The organism is Bradyrhizobium sp. AZCC 1719 (genome assembly GCF_036924525.1).
Classification (GTDB): domain Bacteria; phylum Pseudomonadota; class Alphaproteobacteria; order Rhizobiales; family Xanthobacteraceae; genus Bradyrhizobium.
In genome coordinates this window covers 3,432,468-3,448,067 of sequence record NZ_JAZHRU010000001.1, presented here as the reverse complement: position 1 = coordinate 3,448,067, position 15,600 = coordinate 3,432,468, and the positions used below count along the sequence as shown (strand labels likewise).

The window sequence follows — 15,600 nt, the reverse complement described above, 5'->3', positions numbered from 1 at the left end:
TTGCGACACGGAATCCGCCAATAAGTAACTCGTGCACAAACAAGTATTCTCCGCAAATACTGCGGAGAATAGACCGCTTATCGCCGCAAAATGGGAAATTTGAGCCAAATCGCATGCCCTGGCGGCTCATCCAGCGGCCGGCGTGCCGGGATCTGAATGATACGTACCGTCAACGCGGCCGATACGCGCAGCGGGAGGCTGCGCCGTAACAACCGGATCGTCAGGATCGGAAAACTTCGGCGAAAAGATATTGACGGTTGACGGGCGCGCGTAGTGCGCCCGCCCATGATCAGCGCGAGAGCGCCAGCGCGTCGAGCCGTCGCTGCGCGTCGGGTTCGCCCCATTCCTTTGCTCGCTGATACCAGATACGGGCCTGCGCGACGTCCGCCAGCGGGCCATCGGCGCCCATCTGCCTGAGCCGCGCCGGATCGTAGGTCGAGCCGACGAGCAGTGCCGCGCGCGCATCCTGCGCTTCCGCTCCACGCATCAGCACCAGCCGCGCCGACTGCACATCGCCGGCGGCGAGCAGGTCCTGCCCGCGTTTGATCAGGGCAGCGATCTCCTTCGGATCGAGGCTTCGCACGACCTCCGCCTGCGGTCGCACGGCCGGCATCGGCGGCGCGGCTGCGGCCATGGCGACCGGCGGCGGTGCGGCGACCGGCGCCACAGCAACCGGCGCGGCAATGACCGGGGCTGGCGCGGCAACCGGCGGCGCAGCGACGGGGGCCTTTGGCACAGGCGCCCAGGTCAGCCGCGTGGAGGTGCCGGTGAGCGCCACGCCGTTACCGTCACGCAGTTCCGCCGTCACCAGCATCTGCCCGGTGAAGCCATCCGGCGGAATGACCGAAACGCCGGAAATCTCCGTCGCCGACACGCGCCATTCGCTCGGACCGACCCGCTTGCCGGACGTGAGCCGTGCGCCGGCAGTAAGTCCATTGATGGATACATAGGCGTCGGGCGGCGGAGAGCCGACGTGGATCCCGAGCGGCACGGGATCGTTGGCGAACCCGCTGCCGTCCTGTACGGCCAAGGTCGCCGTACGCCTCGCTGGCTGCGGCTGCGGCGCCGGAAGCACCGACGATTTCACCGACTGCCAGGCGGCCGAAAGCGACGCATTATCCTGGTTGGCCGGGCGCTGCGACGACGGAATGGCCATGACGAGAAGCATCGCGATGCTCGCCGCGATCGCCACGGCGATCGAGAACCGGATGACCTGCTGGAACAGCGCGCGGCGTCCCGACAGGTCGCGGAGCACGGATGGCGCTTCGACCGGCGCGGTCTCCCTCGCCTCCTGCATGGCCTGGGCCACGGCTTTGGTGAACATTTCGGAATCTTGGCGGCGTGCGGGCTTGCTGAAGGGCTGCAAGGGCGGTCCTTCCGTTGGCGTTCGCGGACGCCAGCCATCGTCGTTCTGCATCAGCATTGTGCCCGGTTGATCGCTGCTCGTCCGTTCCCTCTGCTCACGCGGCGCATAATATGCCGGATCGTTCGGGCCGACATATCGTTCGTGCTTTGCATCACTCATACTGAACACTCGCCCTCATGGGGCCTTCCGCCAGCCCCGCGGACGTATGCCGATTGCGCCCTATCCAATCCTAGAACTCCGGGGGCGCAACCGCAATTTTTTTGCGACTCCGCCCGCAACAAGGACCAAGAGTTGAGATCATCCTGCAGCGCTTCCGGCTGACGCCCCGCCGTTTCCCCTGGCTGGCGCTCGCCGGTGTCCCGTGCAGGACAGTCCCGTGTTGCGGCAAATACGACAACCCGGCGGCGAGAGGTAGACGAAAATTGGACCAACTTCAATGTACAACTAATAATCAATTTACAGGGATGGTTAACCCATCAGGTTGCTGCACGCAGCGCATTTGCCCGATTAGTATCGCCTGCAAACTTGAAATTCGCGCCACGCCGTGGTCTCAAGCTTGCGAGTTTGCAGCCGGCCAGCCGGCCAGATAGATTTCATAAACCCGGCAGATTCACCGATGGCCCGAAGGTTTTCCGCTCCCTACCAGTCGGAGCCCGTGTCCAGCCTCGCCACCTGGTCGCGCAACCTCGCCATCTTCGCCGTGGTCGCGGTGGTGGTGTCGATCATCATCGTCCGCTTCGGCTTCCTGGAGGTAAAACCCGCGCTGGCGACGTTCTTCGGCGCGCTCGGTTTGGCCGTGCTTTCCATCCTGGTGGGCCTCGCTGCCTTTGCGGCGATCTGGCAGAACGGCTCGCGCGGCATGGGCCGGATCCTGCTGGCGTTCCTGATCAACGCCCTCCTGCTCGCCTACCCGGCCTACCTCGCCCTGCAATACCGCAAGCTGCCGCCGATCCACGACATCACCACCAATCCGATCGATCCGCCGCGCTTCGAGGCGCTGGCCCGGCTGCGCAGCGGCGAAGGCGCCAACTCAGCGGTCTATGCCGGACTCTATTCGGCCGAGCAGCAGCGGATCGCCTATCCCGACATCGAGACCGTGGAACTCGAAGTTCCCCCGCAGCGGGCCTATGAGGTGACGCTGGCGCTGGTCACTAAGCGCAAATGGCTCGTGATCGACGAACGGCCGCCGCAGCCGCCGCGCCGCATCGCCCGCATCGAGGCGGTGGCGCGAACGCCGATCATGGGATTCCGCGAGGACATCTCGATCCGCATCACGCCCGACGGCGACGAATCGCGCGTCGATATCCGCTCCTCCTCGCGCTATTTCGAAAGCGACCTCGGCAGCAACGCCGCCCGCGTCTCAAAGCTGATCGAGGACATCAACGCCGCCGTCGATAACGCCAAACCGGCGGCGCCGAAGAAGCCGCAGGCGCCGGCCAAGGCCCAGGCGAAGAATGTGAAAAAGTGACGCGTCAGCGTCATCCCGGGGCGCGCGAAGCGCGAACCTCAGGTGCGCAATTGCGCACCGGGGGATCTCGAGATTCTCGGGTATGCAATTGCATACCCTAGTTCGACACTTCGTGTCGCCCCGGAATGACGATGAGAGATCAAGCCAACCGGTACGTCCCACCGATCACCGGATCACCATCCGTCGCCACGATCCCGCGGGCGACCAGGTCTTCCAGATGCGCCAGCACGGAATAGCCGGCGGCACTCGTCAGCCGCGGGTCGATGCCGATATAGATCGCGCGGACCATGGTCGGAATGTCGGCCTCTCCCTTGGCAAGCCGATGCAGGATTGAGGCTTCGCGGGCCTGGCGGTGCCGGGTCAGGAAGCGGACGTAACGCGGCCCTTCCGGAATTTCCGGCCCGTGGCCTGAAAAATACAGATCCTCTTCGCGAGCCTCCAGCCGCGCCAGCGAGGCCATGTAGTCGATCATCGATCCGTCCGGGGGCGCGACGATCGAGGTCGACCAGCCCATCACGTGGTCGCCGACGAAATTGATCTTTCGCTCGGGCCAAGCGAACGCCAGGTGATTGGCGGTGTGGCCGGGGGTTGCGACCGCCTCCAGCGCCCAGCCCTGCCCTTCGATGACGTCGCCGTTCTTGACCTCGATGTCGGGCCTGAAATCGCGGTCGGCGCCGGATTCCGGATTGTGCTTTTCGCTCTCGAAGCGTGGCCGCGAGGCGCGGTGCGGCCCCTCGGCATAAACGGGCGCGCCGGTGGCCGCCTTGATCCGTGCGGTGTTCGGCGAATGGTCGCGGTGGGTGTGGGTGACGAGAATATGCGTCACCGTCTCGCCGCGCACGGCGTCGAGCAACGCCTTGGCATGCGCTTCGTCATCGGGACCGGGATCGATGATCGCGACATTGCCCTTGCCTACGATGTAGCTGACCGTTCCGGTGAAGGTGAACGGGCTTGGGTTATTGCAGAGGACACGCCGGATGTCCGGACGCACCTCATCGACGACGCCAGGCTTCAGCGGAAAATCGCGATTGAACGGGATGTCGTCATTGTCGGCCATGGTTTTTCTTGGCGTCATTCCGGGGCATCGCGCAGCGATGAACCCGGAATCCCGAAGTGGGAAAAGAATACGGCGCGAGGTTCTCAGGTACGCAATTGCGTACCATAGTTCGCGCCTTCGGCGCGCCCCGGAACGACGAGCAAGGAACTTACGAAAACGCCTGAATTCCCGTGATTGCCCGGCCCAGGATCAGGGCGTGGACGTCGTGGGTGCCTTCATAGGTATTCACGGTTTCCAGGTTCGCGGTATGGCGCATCACGTGGTACTCGATCTGGATGCCGTTGCCGCCGTGCATGTCACGCGAGACACGGGCGATGTCGAGCGCCTTGCCGCAATTGTTGCGCTTGACGATCGAGATCATTTCCGGGGCCATCTTGCCCTCGTCCATCAGGCGGCCGACGCGCAATGAGGCCTGAAGGCCGAGCGCAATCTCGGTTTCCATGTCGGCGAGCTTCTTCTGCACGAGCTGCGTTGCCGCTAGCGGCCGGTTGAACTGCTTGCGGTCGAGCGTGTATTGCCGCGCGCGGTGCATGCAGTCTTCCGCGGCACCCATCGCACCCCACGAGATGCCGTAGCGGGCGCGGTTGAGGCAGCCGAACGGTCCCTTCAGGCCCGATACATTGGGCAGCAGCGCGCTCTCCGGCACCACCACGCCGTCCATCACGATCTCGCCGGTAATCGAGGCGCGCAAGGACAGCTTGCCGCCGACCTTCGGCGCCGACAGGCCTTTCATGCCCTTCTCGAGAATGAAGCCGCGGATCTGGTTGTCATGTGCGGCCGACTTGGCCCAGACGACGAAAACGTCGGCGATCGGGGCGTTGGAAATCCACATCTTGCTGCCGCTGATGCGATAGCCGTCGGATACCTTCTCGGCGCGGGTCTTCATGCCGCCGGGATCGGAGCCGGCATCCGGCTCGGTCAAGCCGAAGCAGCCGACCCACTCGCCGGTGGCAAGCTTCGGCAGGTATTTCTTGCGCTGGTTCTCGTCGCCATAGGCGTAGATCGGGTACATCACCAGCGACGACTGCACCGAGTTCATCGAGCGATAGCCGGAATCGACCCGCTCGATCTCGCGCGCCACCAGGCCATAGGCGACGTAGCTCGCGTTCGCGCAGCCATATTCTTCCGGCAGCGTGACGCCGATCAGGCCGAGTTCGCCCATTTCATTGAAGATCTCGCGGTCGGTCTTCTCTTCCAGATACGCATTGATGACGCGCGGCAACAGCTTGTCCTGCGCATAGGCACGCGCGGTGTCGCGGATCATGCGCTCGTCTTCGGTGAGCTGGTCGTCGAGCAGGAACGGATCGTCCCACTGGAAGGAAGCCGCCGCCGGCTTGTCCTTGGCTTGAGGGCGCACGCTCATGAAAATCCCTTTCGCATCACTGTCCTCATGGAAATTGTCAACAAATTAATGCGCTATCGGCAGAAGCGCAAATGTTTCACCACGTCATTCCGGGGCATGCGCAGCATGAACCCGGAATCTCGAGATTCCGGATATGGTGCTGGCGCACCATTCCGGAATGACGACTACTCCAACCTTTCGTTGGAAACGATCTCGATGCCGAAGCCGGATAACCCCTTGTAGTCGTGCACCGACGAGGTGAGATTGATGATCGAGGTGATGCCGAGATCGCGCAGGATCTGGGCACCAACGCCGACTTCACGCCATTGCCGGTGCCTGTCCGCCTCTGCCGTTTTCTGTTCGCCGACCGGCTCGACGGGAACTCCGGCCGCGCCGTCGCGCAAGTAAACCAGCACGCCGCGGCCGGCCTTCTTGAAATGGTCCAGCACGATTTGCATCCGCGCCTGGCCGGTGAAGAGATCCTTGACGATATTGGGCTTGTGCAAGCGCGTCAGCACGTTCTTGCCGTCGCCGATGCCGTTATAGACGAAGGCAGCATGTGCGATCTCGTCGAATGGCGAGCGATAGGCATAGCCCTGCAGCGGACCGATCGGGCTGTCGGTGGTAAACGTTGCGACCCGCTCGATCAGCTTTTCGCGCGCCTGACGGTAAGCGATCATGTCAGCGATTGTGACGTGCTTGAGTTTGTGAGTGGCGGCGAATTTCGTCACCTGCTCGCCCTTCATCACAGTGCCGTCGTCGTTCATCAATTCAGAGATGACGCCGACCGGCGGCAGGCCGGAAAGCTTGCAGAGATCGACCGCCGCTTCGGTATGGCCGGAGCGCAGCAGCACGCCGCCGTCGCGGGCGATCAGCGGAAAGATGTGACCGGGCCGGGCAAAATCATTGGCGCCGGCGTTGGGATTGGCGAGCGCGCGGCAGCAGGAGGCGCGCTCCTCCGCCGAAATGCCGGTGCCGCCATCGGGCTTGTAGTCGATCGAGACGGTAAAGGCGGTGGTGTGATTGGACTCGTTATGCGCCACCATCGGATCCAGCCGCAGCCGCCTGGCGTCGTCGGTGGTGATCGGCGCGCAGACGATGCCGGAGGTGTGGCGGATAATGAATGCCATCTTCTCCGCGGTGCAGAGCGAAGCCGCAACGATCAGATCGCCCTCGCCCTCGCGATCGTCATCGTCGGTGACGACGACGAGTTCGCCTTTGGCAAAGGCTTGCAGAACTTCCTGGATGCTATCGGCCATTTCTCAAAATCTCGCCAAATCTAGCTAGCTTCAGCCAGTGCATTAGCCGGACTCAATGGCCGGCGCCAGCGTCAATACGCAGGGCGCAACGCCGGAGAGGCATGGCGGGCCGGGATGAAAAAATGCTGGCGATGATCGCCCGGCCGCATGGAGCGGTTTCGCCTGGCGAAAGCACCTGCGAGATTATAGCTCCTCTCGCGCAGCCGGCGAAAGGCCGTTGGGTAAATCACCGGCCCTGCGACGCCGTCTTTCCCGCTACGGCAGCACCTCGCGGCGCTCGCTGAGCAGCGTGTCGGTCTCGGCGCGCTTGTCCTCCAGGAGCCCGGCCTGGGCGGCTTCGATCACCTTGTAGAGTTCGTGGGCGTCGCTAAGCCGCGTCACCGTCACGTAGTCGGCGCCGGCCTCGTAGAGGTCGTTGACGTTGGCCAGGATCTCCGCGGTGGCGACGATCTTGGCGGTCGGATTGAGCGAGCGGACGTGCCGGACCAGCTTTTCGTTGTCGGCGCCCTTCAGCAGCGAATCCGGGATGCTGAGGATGATCAGCTCGGCCTTGCCGACACCGGCATGCACCAGCGTATCGACGTTGCTGATGTCGCCATAGACCACGTGCATGCCGCGGTCCGTCAAGGTTCTAAACACCAGCGGATTGAAGTCGATCACGGTGATCTGCTCCAGCACCGCAGGATTGAGGCGCTCGATATCGGCAACCAGCGCGCTGGCGGCGCGGAAGAACCCGAGAATGACGATCCGGCGCGCCTCCCCGTGCCCGCCCTCGTGCCCTCCGTCGGCCTCATGCTTGTGATCGAGGTCGCGGAGCCCGATCCGCTTCAGCGGACCGATCAGGCCGCGCGTGACCTGGTCGCTGCGGCCCATGACGAAGGTGCTCAGGACCGCCAGCACCACGAAGGCGAACGACGCCGCGCTCGACGTTTCCGGGCTGATATGGTGTGCCGTCACGCCGGTCTGGATCACGACCAGTGAGAATTCCGAAATCTGCGCCAGGTTGATCGCCGGCAGGAGGCTCGCGCGCAGGCCCTGCTTCATCAGATAAAGCGGCATGAACGTCGTCACCATGCGGCTGACCACGGTGAAGGCCGCGATCGCAAGCGCCAGCCCAATCACCGACGCACCGGGGATCGGGATGGTCATGCCGAGCGAGACGAAGAACAGCGTGATGAAGAAGTCGCGCAGCGTCGTCACCTTGGCGGTGACGTCGAGCGCATAGGGGAATGTCGACAGCGAAACGCCGGCCACCAGCGAGCCCATCTCGCGCGACAAATGCAGCCTCTCCGCGATCTCGCCGATCAGGAAGCACCAGGCCAGCGCGCCGAGCAGGATCAGCTCCGGCCGGCGCGCGATCTGGTGGAACAGCCACGGCAGCACATAGCGGCTGAGCACCAGCGCGGTCGCCACCAGCACGCCGACCCGGGCGATCGACAGGAGGATCACGCTCACTTGCAGATTGTCGAGGCTCGGCTGCACCGCCAGGAACAGGATCGCGAAGATGTCCTGCAACACGAGTACGCCGAGCGTGATCCGACCCGGCAGCGTGTCGAGCTCGCGTTTCTCGTATAATACCTTGACGATGATGACCGTGCTCGACAGCGCACAGGCGATGCAGAGATAGAGCGCGTCGAAATGCCCGCTCCCCATCGACAGGCCGATCCCGATAAAAAACAATATTCCGAGCAGGACGCCGCCGGCCAATTGTCCGCCCGCAGCAAACAGAATCACCTTGCCGGCGCGCACGATCTTCTTCAGGTCGATTTCCAGCCCGATCATGAACAGCATGAAGATCAGGCCAAGCTCGGAGATGACGGTGATCGATTCCTGGGATTCGACCCACTTCATGCCGAATGGACCAATGAAGAACCCGGCGATAAGGTAGGCCAAAATCAGCGGCTGCCGGGAAAAATGCGCCAACAGGCCGAGCACCCAGGCGAACAGGATGCATAAGGTGATATCGCGAATAAGCTCGTGCATGGTTCCGGATTTCCCCCTTTTGCAACCTAGAGGTCCCGGCGCAAGGGTCAAACAAGCAATGTGTCACAGCCATAGAATGGGAGCTTTTCTCGCGATTCTGGCCGTGTTGTCGATCCCGTACGCCCCCACCGCCAGCGCCTGGACCGCAGGCGGAATCGAACAGAATTTCGCAAACTCCCGCCCCCTGATCCCCGAGCGGATCGCCTATTTCGACACATCAGGCAAGATGGCGGGGAGCTACCTCAAGTCCCCGATTGCGTTAAAAGCGTTCGCGCCCGTCGAGGTCTTCATCGCCGCAAACGACATGCGCGGCGAAACGGGAGCCAATTTCGTGGTTGACTGGGCGGCCACGGGCGAGATCACCGAGCCCACGATCGAGGCGCTGATGGTCGGCGGCGTCGGCGCCGTTCATCATGCGTTCATCAGCCAGGCCGATCAGGATCGTCGGCAAGAACCAGGCTGAACGACGACGAGACAGAGAGCCGGTCGGCCCTCTCAACAAGAAACAAGATGGAGTGAACATTCATGTCTACCGCTTCCTTCGATTTTGCGCCCTTGCTGCCCGCCGGATTGCCGGCGCCGGCAGCGCGGTGGACCGGCCTTGCCAGATACAGCTTTGTCGGCGGCAACAATGATCCCGAGCAGGTTCCGGTCGATGGCCTGATCGACGCCGTCAATACCGTGCTCCGGCGCGAGGGCAAGACGCTCGCGACCTACGGCCTCGCCAGCGGCCCGCAGGGCTATCGCCCCTTGCGCGAATTCCTCAGCGCGAAACTCAAGCGCGACGCCGGCATCGCCTGCATTGCCGACGATATCATGATCGTCTCCGGTTCGCTGCAGGCGCTCGACCTCGTCAATCAAACCTTGCTGGCGCGCGGCGACACCGTGCTGGTCGAGCAGGAGACCTATCAGGGCGCGCTGACCCGGCTGACGCGGCTTGGTGTCAAGGCGATCGGCATCCCTCTCGACGAGCAGGGCATGCGGATGGATGCGCTGGCGGCAGCCCTTGCCGACCACAAAAGCCGCGGCATCACGCCGAAATACATCTACACCATCCCGACCGTCCAGAATCCGACCGGCAGCATCCTGCCGGAGACGCGGCGCGCCGAGATGCTGAAGCTGTCGCAGCAATATGGCGTGCCGATTTTCGAGGACGATTGCTACGCCGATCTGGTCTGGAGCGGCGAGCGGCCGCCCGCGATCTACGCCATGAGCAAGCATGGCGGCGTCATCCACATCGGCTCGTTCTCGAAGTCGATCGCGCCGGCGCTGCGGGTCGGCTTCATCGTGGCACCCTGGGAGATGATGTCGCGGATGCTGGCGCTGAAGACCGACGCCGGAAGCGGCGCGCTGGAGCAGATGGTGCTGGCCGAGTACTGCGCGCCGAATTTTTCGACCCACGTGCCGAAGCTGACACGCGGTCTGCGCGCCAAGCTTGACACGCTGATGGAAGCGCTCAACGAGCAGTTCGGCACCGCGGCCGAGTTCGGGGAGCCCGAGGGCGGCATCTTCCTGTGGGTGAAGCTGCCCGACAATGTCGACACGCTAAAACTCTATCAGGCCGCGCTTGTCGCAGGCGTCGCGATCAATCCGGGGCCTGAATGGTCGACCGACAAGGCCTATGCCGGCAGCCGGCTGCGGCTGTGTTTCGCAAGCCCCTCGCATGAACAGATCCGCGAAGGCGTCGCCGTGCTCGCCGAAGTCTGCCGCAAGGAGTTCGGCGTGCCGGCACGGATCGCAAATGTGGAGAAGCGGGCGCGGAGTTGAGCCGAGTGCGGGCTCAACTCGTCGTACGAAGCGCTATTCGCCGCGAAACACCAGCGCGATCCGCAGCAGCCGCACGATCGAGACGTTACCCTTGCCGGCTTCGATCTGGGCCACGTAGCGCTCGGACATGCGGGACCGGCGCGCGAGCTCGCGGCGCGACATGCCGCGGAGCGCGCGCATTTCGCGGACCCGGTCCCCGAGTTGGGTGAGAAATTCGCTCTCGTGCGGCAGCCGCCCGTCCTCGTCATAGGGAATTGGCCGGACTGGGCCGTCCGTCGCTGCCTCGTTGTGGGATAGGCCTTCGCTGTGTGCCACGTTCGATCCTTTGCCCGGCATCGTCGCCAAGCGAGAAGGCCGTCGCATTGATTGAGATCAAATGGCGTCGGCCGCGGCGCAATTTGGCCGCAGGCCGTGGCGGGTGCCCTATTCAGCCTTGATCCCGGCCTCGGTAATCAGCCTGCCCCATTTCACGCTTTCGCTCTCGATGAATTTTGCAAAAGCCTCGGGCGAGGTGGGCGCGGGTTCGGCGCCGAGAACGCGGATTTTCTCGATCGCCGCGGGGTCGCTCAACGCCTTCACGAAGGCGGCATTCAACGTTTTGATGATGTCGGGCGGCGTGCCGGCGGGCGCGACGATGCCGAACCAGCCGACAGATTCGAATCCGGAGAGGCCCTGCTCCGCCAGCGTCGGAACATCGGGCAGGAAGGCCACGCGTTTCGCGGCAGAGACTCCGAGCGCCTTCAACTTGCCGTCGCCGATCAACTGCTTGGATGCAGGGATATCCAGCACGGCCAGCGGCACGTGGCCGGCAAGAACATCCGTCGTCGCCGGCGCGGTGCCGCGATAGGCGATCAACTGAATTCCGACACCGGCCTTCTGGTTGAACAAGGCCGAGGTCAGGTGCATCGCCGTGCCATTGCCGCCATGGCCGATCGACAGACCCGCCGTTTGAGCCTTGGCCTTGGCAATGAGATCGGCGACCGAGGCAATGGCCGACTGTTGCGAAGACACCAGCACGAACGGGATTTCCGCCAGCAAGGTGACCGGCGCCAGATCCTTGATCGGATCGAACGCCATCGCCGCGCGGTTAAGGTGGGGGTTGACGGTCAGCACGCCGGCTGCGGCCACGCCGAGCGTGTAGCCATCAGGCGCTGCCTGCGCCACCGCGCCGATCCCGATATTGCCGCCCGCGCCCGCCCTGTTCTCGATGACGATGGGCTGACGCAGCGTTTCCGATAATAACGGCTGCAGGGCGCGGATAACGATATCGGCACTGCCGCCAGGCGGAAACGTCACGATGATCTTGATGGGTTGATCGGGATATGCGTTTGCTGCTTCAATCGCCGACAACGACAGCGACAAAGCAACAACAAGGGTGCGGATCATGCCTTGCCGGATCGACGGAAACATTGAGGGTCCCCCGATGATCTCTGTGGGGCTCAGTAATGCATGATCGTCCCGACGCAGCAAGCGACAAGGCGGCAAGTGACATGGTGAAGACCAGCGTTCTCGTGGTCGGCGGCGGTCCGGTTGGTCTCACCTTGGCGATGGACCTCGCATCGCGGGGATTATCTGTCACTGTCGTGGAAACACGCGCCGCCGGCGAGCCGCCGAGCGTGAAATGCAACCACGTCTCGTCGCGCTCGATGGAGATTTTTCGCAGATTAGGCCTGGCGCAGAAGCTGCGCGACGCCGGATTGCCGGCCGATTATCCGAACGATTGCTCTTACCGCACCACGGCAACGGGCATCGAACTCTCGCGTATCCTCATTCCCTGCCGGCGCGATCGCTATACCGCCACCGGCGGGCCAGACACCGGTTGGCCGACGGCCGAGCCGCCGCACCGCATCAATCAGATCTATATGGAACCCGTGCTGTTCGCCCACGCCGCCGCCATCGACGGGCTGCAGATTCTGAACCGCACCGCATTCGAGGATTTCAGCGAAGTCGACGAGGGCATCGTTGCAACCGTCCGCAACCTCGATGCCGGAGCCGCCTTTCAGATTCACGCCGATTTCATCGTTGGCTGCGACGGGGCGCGGTCGCTGGTTCGCAAGGCGATCGACGCCAATCTGCAGGGAACGCCGATCATCCAGCGCGTGCAATCGACCTACATCCGCGCGCCCGCCCTGCTCGGCCTGATGGACCGGCCCGCCTGGATGACGCTGTCGCTCAATCCGCGGCGCTGCGGCACGGTGGTCGCGATCGACGGCCGCGAGAAGTGGCTGATCCACAATCACCTCAATCGCGAGGATGAGACTTTCGAATCCGTCGATCGCGATGCCTCGATCCGTGCCATCCTCGGCGTCGGCCCTGATTTCGAATACGAGATTCTGAGCAAGGAGGACTGGGTCGGCCGCCGACTTGTCGCCGACCGGTTTCGCAAGGGACGCGCGTTCATCTGCGGCGATGCCGCGCATCTGTGGATGCCCTATGCCGGCTACGGCATGAATGCCGGGATCGCAGACGCAACGAACCTCGCATGGCTGCTCGCCGCCTATCTGCAGGGTTGGGCCGACATTGCCATCCTCGACGCCTATGAGGCCGAGCGCCTGCCCATCACCGAGCAGGTGTCGCGCTTTGCGATGGAGATGGCGGGCAAGGTCTTGAGCCAGCGCCGCACCGTTCCTGATGCAATCGAGCAGCCGGGGCCGGAAGGCGATGCCGTCCGCAAGCAGGTCGGGCAAGCAGCCTATGATTTGAACGTGCAGCAATATTGCTGTGCCGGCCTCAACTTCGGGTATTTCTACGATCGCTCTCCGATCATCGCCTATGACGGCGCCGAGCATCCGGGTTTTACGATGGCGGACTTCACGCCGTCCTCGACGCCGGGCTGCCGGCTTCCGTTCGCGAAACTGTCGGACGGACGGACGGTCTATGATGCGCTCGGGCCAGGCTACACGCTGGTGCGCTACGATCCGGATGTTGTGGTTGCGCCTTTGGCCGATGTGATGCACGCCAAGGGCGTCCCGTTGCAGATCGTCGATGTTCCCCGCGGTGAAGCGCAGCCGCCCAGCGGCCACAAGCTCATCCTTGCGCGCACCGACCAGCATGTCGCCTGGCGTGCCGACACGCTCCCTGACGATCCCGCGCCGCTCGTCAACAAGCTGATCGGCCGAGCCGGCGCGCCCGCCTCCGCTTCCGCCTGAGACAAGGCGATCCATCGCACCTCATGCTGTGAGGGACGCAGCGGCGGCAGGGTTCCCTCCCCCCTTGCGGGGGAGGGTTAGGGAGAGGGGTGCCACACGACGTGCTCTCTCAGTGCGGGTCCCACCACGAGCGACCGGGATTGAGAAGGTGATGCACGCATCGATTATCTCGCCCGGGGCTTACCCCTCTCCCCAACCCTCCCCCGCAAGGGGGGAGGGAGCCTGGCCGGTGTGCTCACCTTACGCGGGATGTGATCAGCGCAGCGGGAGAGCGAGCCCAATCTCTTCGCGGTCGCCATGCGAACTGATCTTATCATGATCTAGCGGAGCGATCCCTCACCGCACCGCGAACGGCGCCTGGTAGGGCCGGCCGAACGGCACGCCGTTGATCACGGTCTGCACGGGTCTGAGCAACAGCTTGCCTTCGCGCTTGTTGTTGCGGGTGTCGACGAACGAGGTCTGCGCCTCCACCAGATCCAGGATCGCGACGTCGCCGGGTGCGCCGATCTGCAGCGTGCCGATCTTGGGCGCGCGGTTGATGATCTTCGCCGGCGTCGAAGTCGCCGCCGCCACCACCTGCTCCAATGTAAGGCCGAGCGTGATGAACTTGCTCATGACGTTCGGCAAATACGGCATGCCCGGCGAGTTGCCGGAGAAGACGTGGATGTCGGAGGAGATCGTATCCGGTGTGCAGCCGCCGGGAAGCGCGACCTCGGCAACCGTGAAATCGAAACTGCCGCCGCCATGGCCGACGTCGAACATCACGCCGCGCTGCTTGGCTGATAGCGCTGCCGGCAGCAGCTTGCCGTCCTGCACGATGTTGGTGAAGAGGCCGCCGATGTTCGGCGCGCCGGAATAGGCGTGCGTCAGCACGTCGCCCGGCCGCATCAGATCGAGAATCTCTGACATCAGCTCCTTGGTCTCGACGCCGCCGATATGCACCATCATCTTGGCCGGCCAGCCGCACATTTCGCAGGCCTTGATGCCGCGCTTCAGCGGCTCCAGCCCGTGCCTGGCGATGACGTTCTCCGACATCCTGACCTTCACGCCGAGCAGGAAGTCCGGATTTTCCGCCAGCGCCATCGCGCACGCATCTACCTGGGCGTAGTCGATGTTGTAGAGCTCGGCGACCGGGAAACCGGACAGGCCGTTGTTGGCGATGTGAACGAAGGCGTAAATTCGTGCCCGCGATTGCGCCACGATGTAACGCCGCAGCGCCGCGAGATTGTTGACGCCGGCATCGCCTGCCGACACCACCGTGGTGGTGGCCTGGGCCTGCACCAGCTCATCGGCGGGAATGCCGATCGCCGAACCATAGGGGTAGACGTGCGAATGCAGATCGATCAGGCCGGGTGTCACCAGCTTGCCTGAGGCATCGATGGTCTTGGCGGCGCGCGCGGCCGGAATCTCGTTCTCGACGGCCTCGATCACGCCCCAGCGGATGCCGATATCGCGCTTGCCCTTGAGCGACTGGCTCGGATCGAGCACATCGCCACCCTTGATCACGAGGTCGAACTTGTCATTCGGCCCCATCGCGGCACGGGCGCTGCCGGACATCGCGGCGACCGCGGCCGATCCGGTCAGGCTCAGGAAATGACGGCGTGAAACCCCACTCATGGCAGCCTCCCCAGTTTGATTATTATGACGCGATGATGCGCCCGCTCCCAGCCTTCCGCAAGCAAGAGTAAAACCTGCCCATTCTCGTCCCACGCTGGATTGAAGCGCGGCGCTGCCGGTTTCCAGTGGGCGCTTACTGTATCGACGTTCGCAGCTTTGCCTCTCGCGGCGCACGCATGCGCGACGCGGCCATAACAAGAGATGCGATCGGACGATGATTGATTTGGGCTGCATGCATCGCACACGCGTCTGAACAAGCATTCAGAATTCTCTTCAAGTTCCGCGGGAACGTTCTACAAAATTTGATGTTCTATCCTCGCTCAATTGAGGAGAATTGGATGAAGAAGCTTGGATACGTGATTGCCGCACTCGGCGCGCTCGTCATTGCGGCGCCGTCGATTGCGAGCGCCGAGACCGTCGTGATCAAGAAGCGCGGCTACCACACGGGTTATCATCACTACCCTCGCGGTGCGCGTGCCGAATTCCGGCGCGACCGCGGTTGGCATCGCGGGCATCGGCACGGTCACCGCCACAAGACCGTGGTCATCAAGAAGTATCGTTACTGATGTAGCATTGCTGGAGCCCGGTTCTG

The 15,600-nt window shown here is 63.5% G+C and carries 13 protein-coding genes; 5 read left to right on the top strand and 8 right to left on the bottom strand.

Annotated features, from left to right (window positions below; all coding sequences use genetic code 11):
- Positions 1-289 precede the first annotated feature (289 nt).
- Positions 290-1,324: a hypothetical protein gene (locus V1292_RS16160; protein WP_334373717.1), complete on the bottom strand. Its 1,035-nt coding sequence runs from the start codon at positions 1,322-1,324 to the stop codon at positions 290-292.
- 658 nt (positions 1,325-1,982) lie between these two features.
- Between V1292_RS16160 and V1292_RS16155 the strand changes: the two genes are divergently transcribed.
- Positions 1,983-2,834, top strand: a complete 852-nt coding sequence (locus tag V1292_RS16155; RefSeq protein WP_334373716.1) for a DUF1499 domain-containing protein — start codon at positions 1,983-1,985, stop codon at positions 2,832-2,834.
- 139 nt (positions 2,835-2,973) lie between these two features.
- Here V1292_RS16155 and V1292_RS16150 read toward each other — a convergent pair whose 3' ends face one another.
- The 4 genes from V1292_RS16150 to V1292_RS16135 all read right to left on the bottom strand — a co-directional run bounded on the left by V1292_RS16150 (position 2,974) and on the right by V1292_RS16135 (position 8,475).
- Entirely contained in the window at positions 2,974-3,891 is a 918-nt protein-coding gene (locus V1292_RS16150) for an MBL fold metallo-hydrolase (protein WP_334377065.1), read from the bottom strand.
- Positions 3,892-4,039: 148 nt separating this feature from the next.
- Positions 4,040-5,254 carry an acyl-CoA dehydrogenase gene (locus tag V1292_RS16145; protein ID WP_065730999.1) on the bottom strand — a complete coding sequence of 405 codons (1,215 nt, stop codon included), beginning with the start codon at positions 5,252-5,254 and terminating at the stop codon, positions 4,040-4,042.
- Between the two features lie 164 nt (positions 5,255-5,418).
- Positions 5,419-6,492 carry a 3,4-dihydroxy-2-butanone-4-phosphate synthase gene (ribB, locus tag V1292_RS16140; protein ID WP_334373715.1) on the bottom strand — a complete coding sequence of 358 codons (1,074 nt, stop codon included), beginning with the start codon at positions 6,490-6,492 and terminating at the stop codon, positions 5,419-5,421.
- Positions 6,493-6,747: 255 nt separating this feature from the next.
- A complete protein-coding gene (locus V1292_RS16135; RefSeq protein WP_334373714.1) occupies positions 6,748-8,475 on the bottom strand; it encodes a cation:proton antiporter in 1,728 nt (575 codons plus the stop codon).
- Positions 8,476-8,551: 76 nt separating this feature from the next.
- Between V1292_RS16135 and V1292_RS16130 the strand changes: the two genes are divergently transcribed.
- Positions 8,552-8,938 carry a DUF3124 domain-containing protein gene (locus V1292_RS16130; RefSeq protein ID WP_334373713.1) on the top strand — a complete coding sequence of 129 codons (387 nt, stop codon included), beginning with the start codon at positions 8,552-8,554 and terminating at the stop codon, positions 8,936-8,938.
- Between the two features lie 62 nt (positions 8,939-9,000).
- A complete protein-coding gene (locus V1292_RS16125) occupies positions 9,001-10,242 on the top strand; it encodes an aminotransferase-like domain-containing protein (protein ID WP_334373712.1) in 1,242 nt (413 codons plus the stop codon).
- Between the two features lie 33 nt (positions 10,243-10,275).
- On the opposite strand, the gene V1292_RS16120 is transcribed toward V1292_RS16125, so the two are convergent.
- Entirely contained in the window at positions 10,276-10,557 is a 282-nt protein-coding gene (locus tag V1292_RS16120; RefSeq protein WP_334373711.1) for a helix-turn-helix domain-containing protein, read from the bottom strand.
- Between the two features lie 108 nt (positions 10,558-10,665).
- Positions 10,666-11,652 (bottom strand): Bug family tripartite tricarboxylate transporter substrate binding protein, encoded by a 987-nt coding sequence (locus tag V1292_RS16115; RefSeq protein WP_334373710.1) that lies wholly within the window; start codon positions 11,650-11,652, stop codon positions 10,666-10,668.
- A 35-nt stretch (positions 11,653-11,687) separates the two neighbouring features.
- On the opposite strand from V1292_RS16115, the gene V1292_RS16110 reads away from it, so the two are divergent.
- Positions 11,688-13,391 carry an FAD-dependent oxidoreductase gene (locus V1292_RS16110; RefSeq protein ID WP_334373709.1) on the top strand — a complete coding sequence of 568 codons (1,704 nt, stop codon included), beginning with the start codon at positions 11,688-11,690 and terminating at the stop codon, positions 13,389-13,391.
- Between the two features lie 336 nt (positions 13,392-13,727).
- Here V1292_RS16110 and V1292_RS16105 read toward each other — a convergent pair whose 3' ends face one another.
- Entirely contained in the window at positions 13,728-15,008 is a 1,281-nt protein-coding gene (locus tag V1292_RS16105) for an amidohydrolase/deacetylase family metallohydrolase (protein ID WP_334373708.1), read from the bottom strand.
- A 338-nt stretch (positions 15,009-15,346) separates the two neighbouring features.
- Between V1292_RS16105 and V1292_RS16100 the strand changes: the two genes are divergently transcribed.
- The gene (locus tag V1292_RS16100; RefSeq protein WP_334373707.1) at positions 15,347-15,574 is read left to right on the top strand and encodes a hypothetical protein; all 228 of its coding nucleotides are present in this window, start codon (positions 15,347-15,349) and stop codon (positions 15,572-15,574) included.
- The last annotated feature ends 26 nt before the right edge of the window (positions 15,575-15,600 follow it).

Coding starts and splice junctions, on each gene's coding strand:
- V1292_RS16110 (WP_334373709.1), top strand. CDS start 11,688: ATGCATGATCGTCCCGACGCAGCAAGCGACAAGGCGGCAAGTGACATG.
- V1292_RS16115 (WP_334373710.1), bottom strand. CDS start 11,652: ATGTTTCCGTCGATCCGGCAAGGCATGATCCGCACCCTTGTTGTTGCT.
- V1292_RS16125 (WP_334373712.1), top strand. CDS start 9,001: ATGTCTACCGCTTCCTTCGATTTTGCGCCCTTGCTGCCCGCCGGATTG.
- V1292_RS16100 (WP_334373707.1), top strand. CDS start 15,347: ATGAAGAAGCTTGGATACGTGATTGCCGCACTCGGCGCGCTCGTCATT.
- V1292_RS16145 (WP_065730999.1), bottom strand. CDS start 5,254: ATGAGCGTGCGCCCTCAAGCCAAGGACAAGCCGGCGGCGGCTTCCTTC.
- ribB (WP_334373715.1), bottom strand. CDS start 6,492: ATGGCCGATAGCATCCAGGAAGTTCTGCAAGCCTTTGCCAAAGGCGAA.
- V1292_RS16105 (WP_334373708.1), bottom strand. CDS start 15,008: ATGAGTGGGGTTTCACGCCGTCATTTCCTGAGCCTGACCGGATCGGCC.
- V1292_RS16135 (WP_334373714.1), bottom strand. CDS start 8,475: ATGCACGAGCTTATTCGCGATATCACCTTATGCATCCTGTTCGCCTGG.
- V1292_RS16150 (WP_334377065.1), bottom strand. CDS start 3,891: ATGGCCGACAATGACGACATCCCGTTCAATCGCGATTTTCCGCTGAAG.
- V1292_RS16155 (WP_334373716.1), top strand. CDS start 1,983: ATGGCCCGAAGGTTTTCCGCTCCCTACCAGTCGGAGCCCGTGTCCAGC.
- V1292_RS16130 (WP_334373713.1), top strand. CDS start 8,552: ATGGGAGCTTTTCTCGCGATTCTGGCCGTGTTGTCGATCCCGTACGCC.
- V1292_RS16160 (WP_334373717.1), bottom strand. CDS start 1,324: ATGTTCACCAAAGCCGTGGCCCAGGCCATGCAGGAGGCGAGGGAGACC.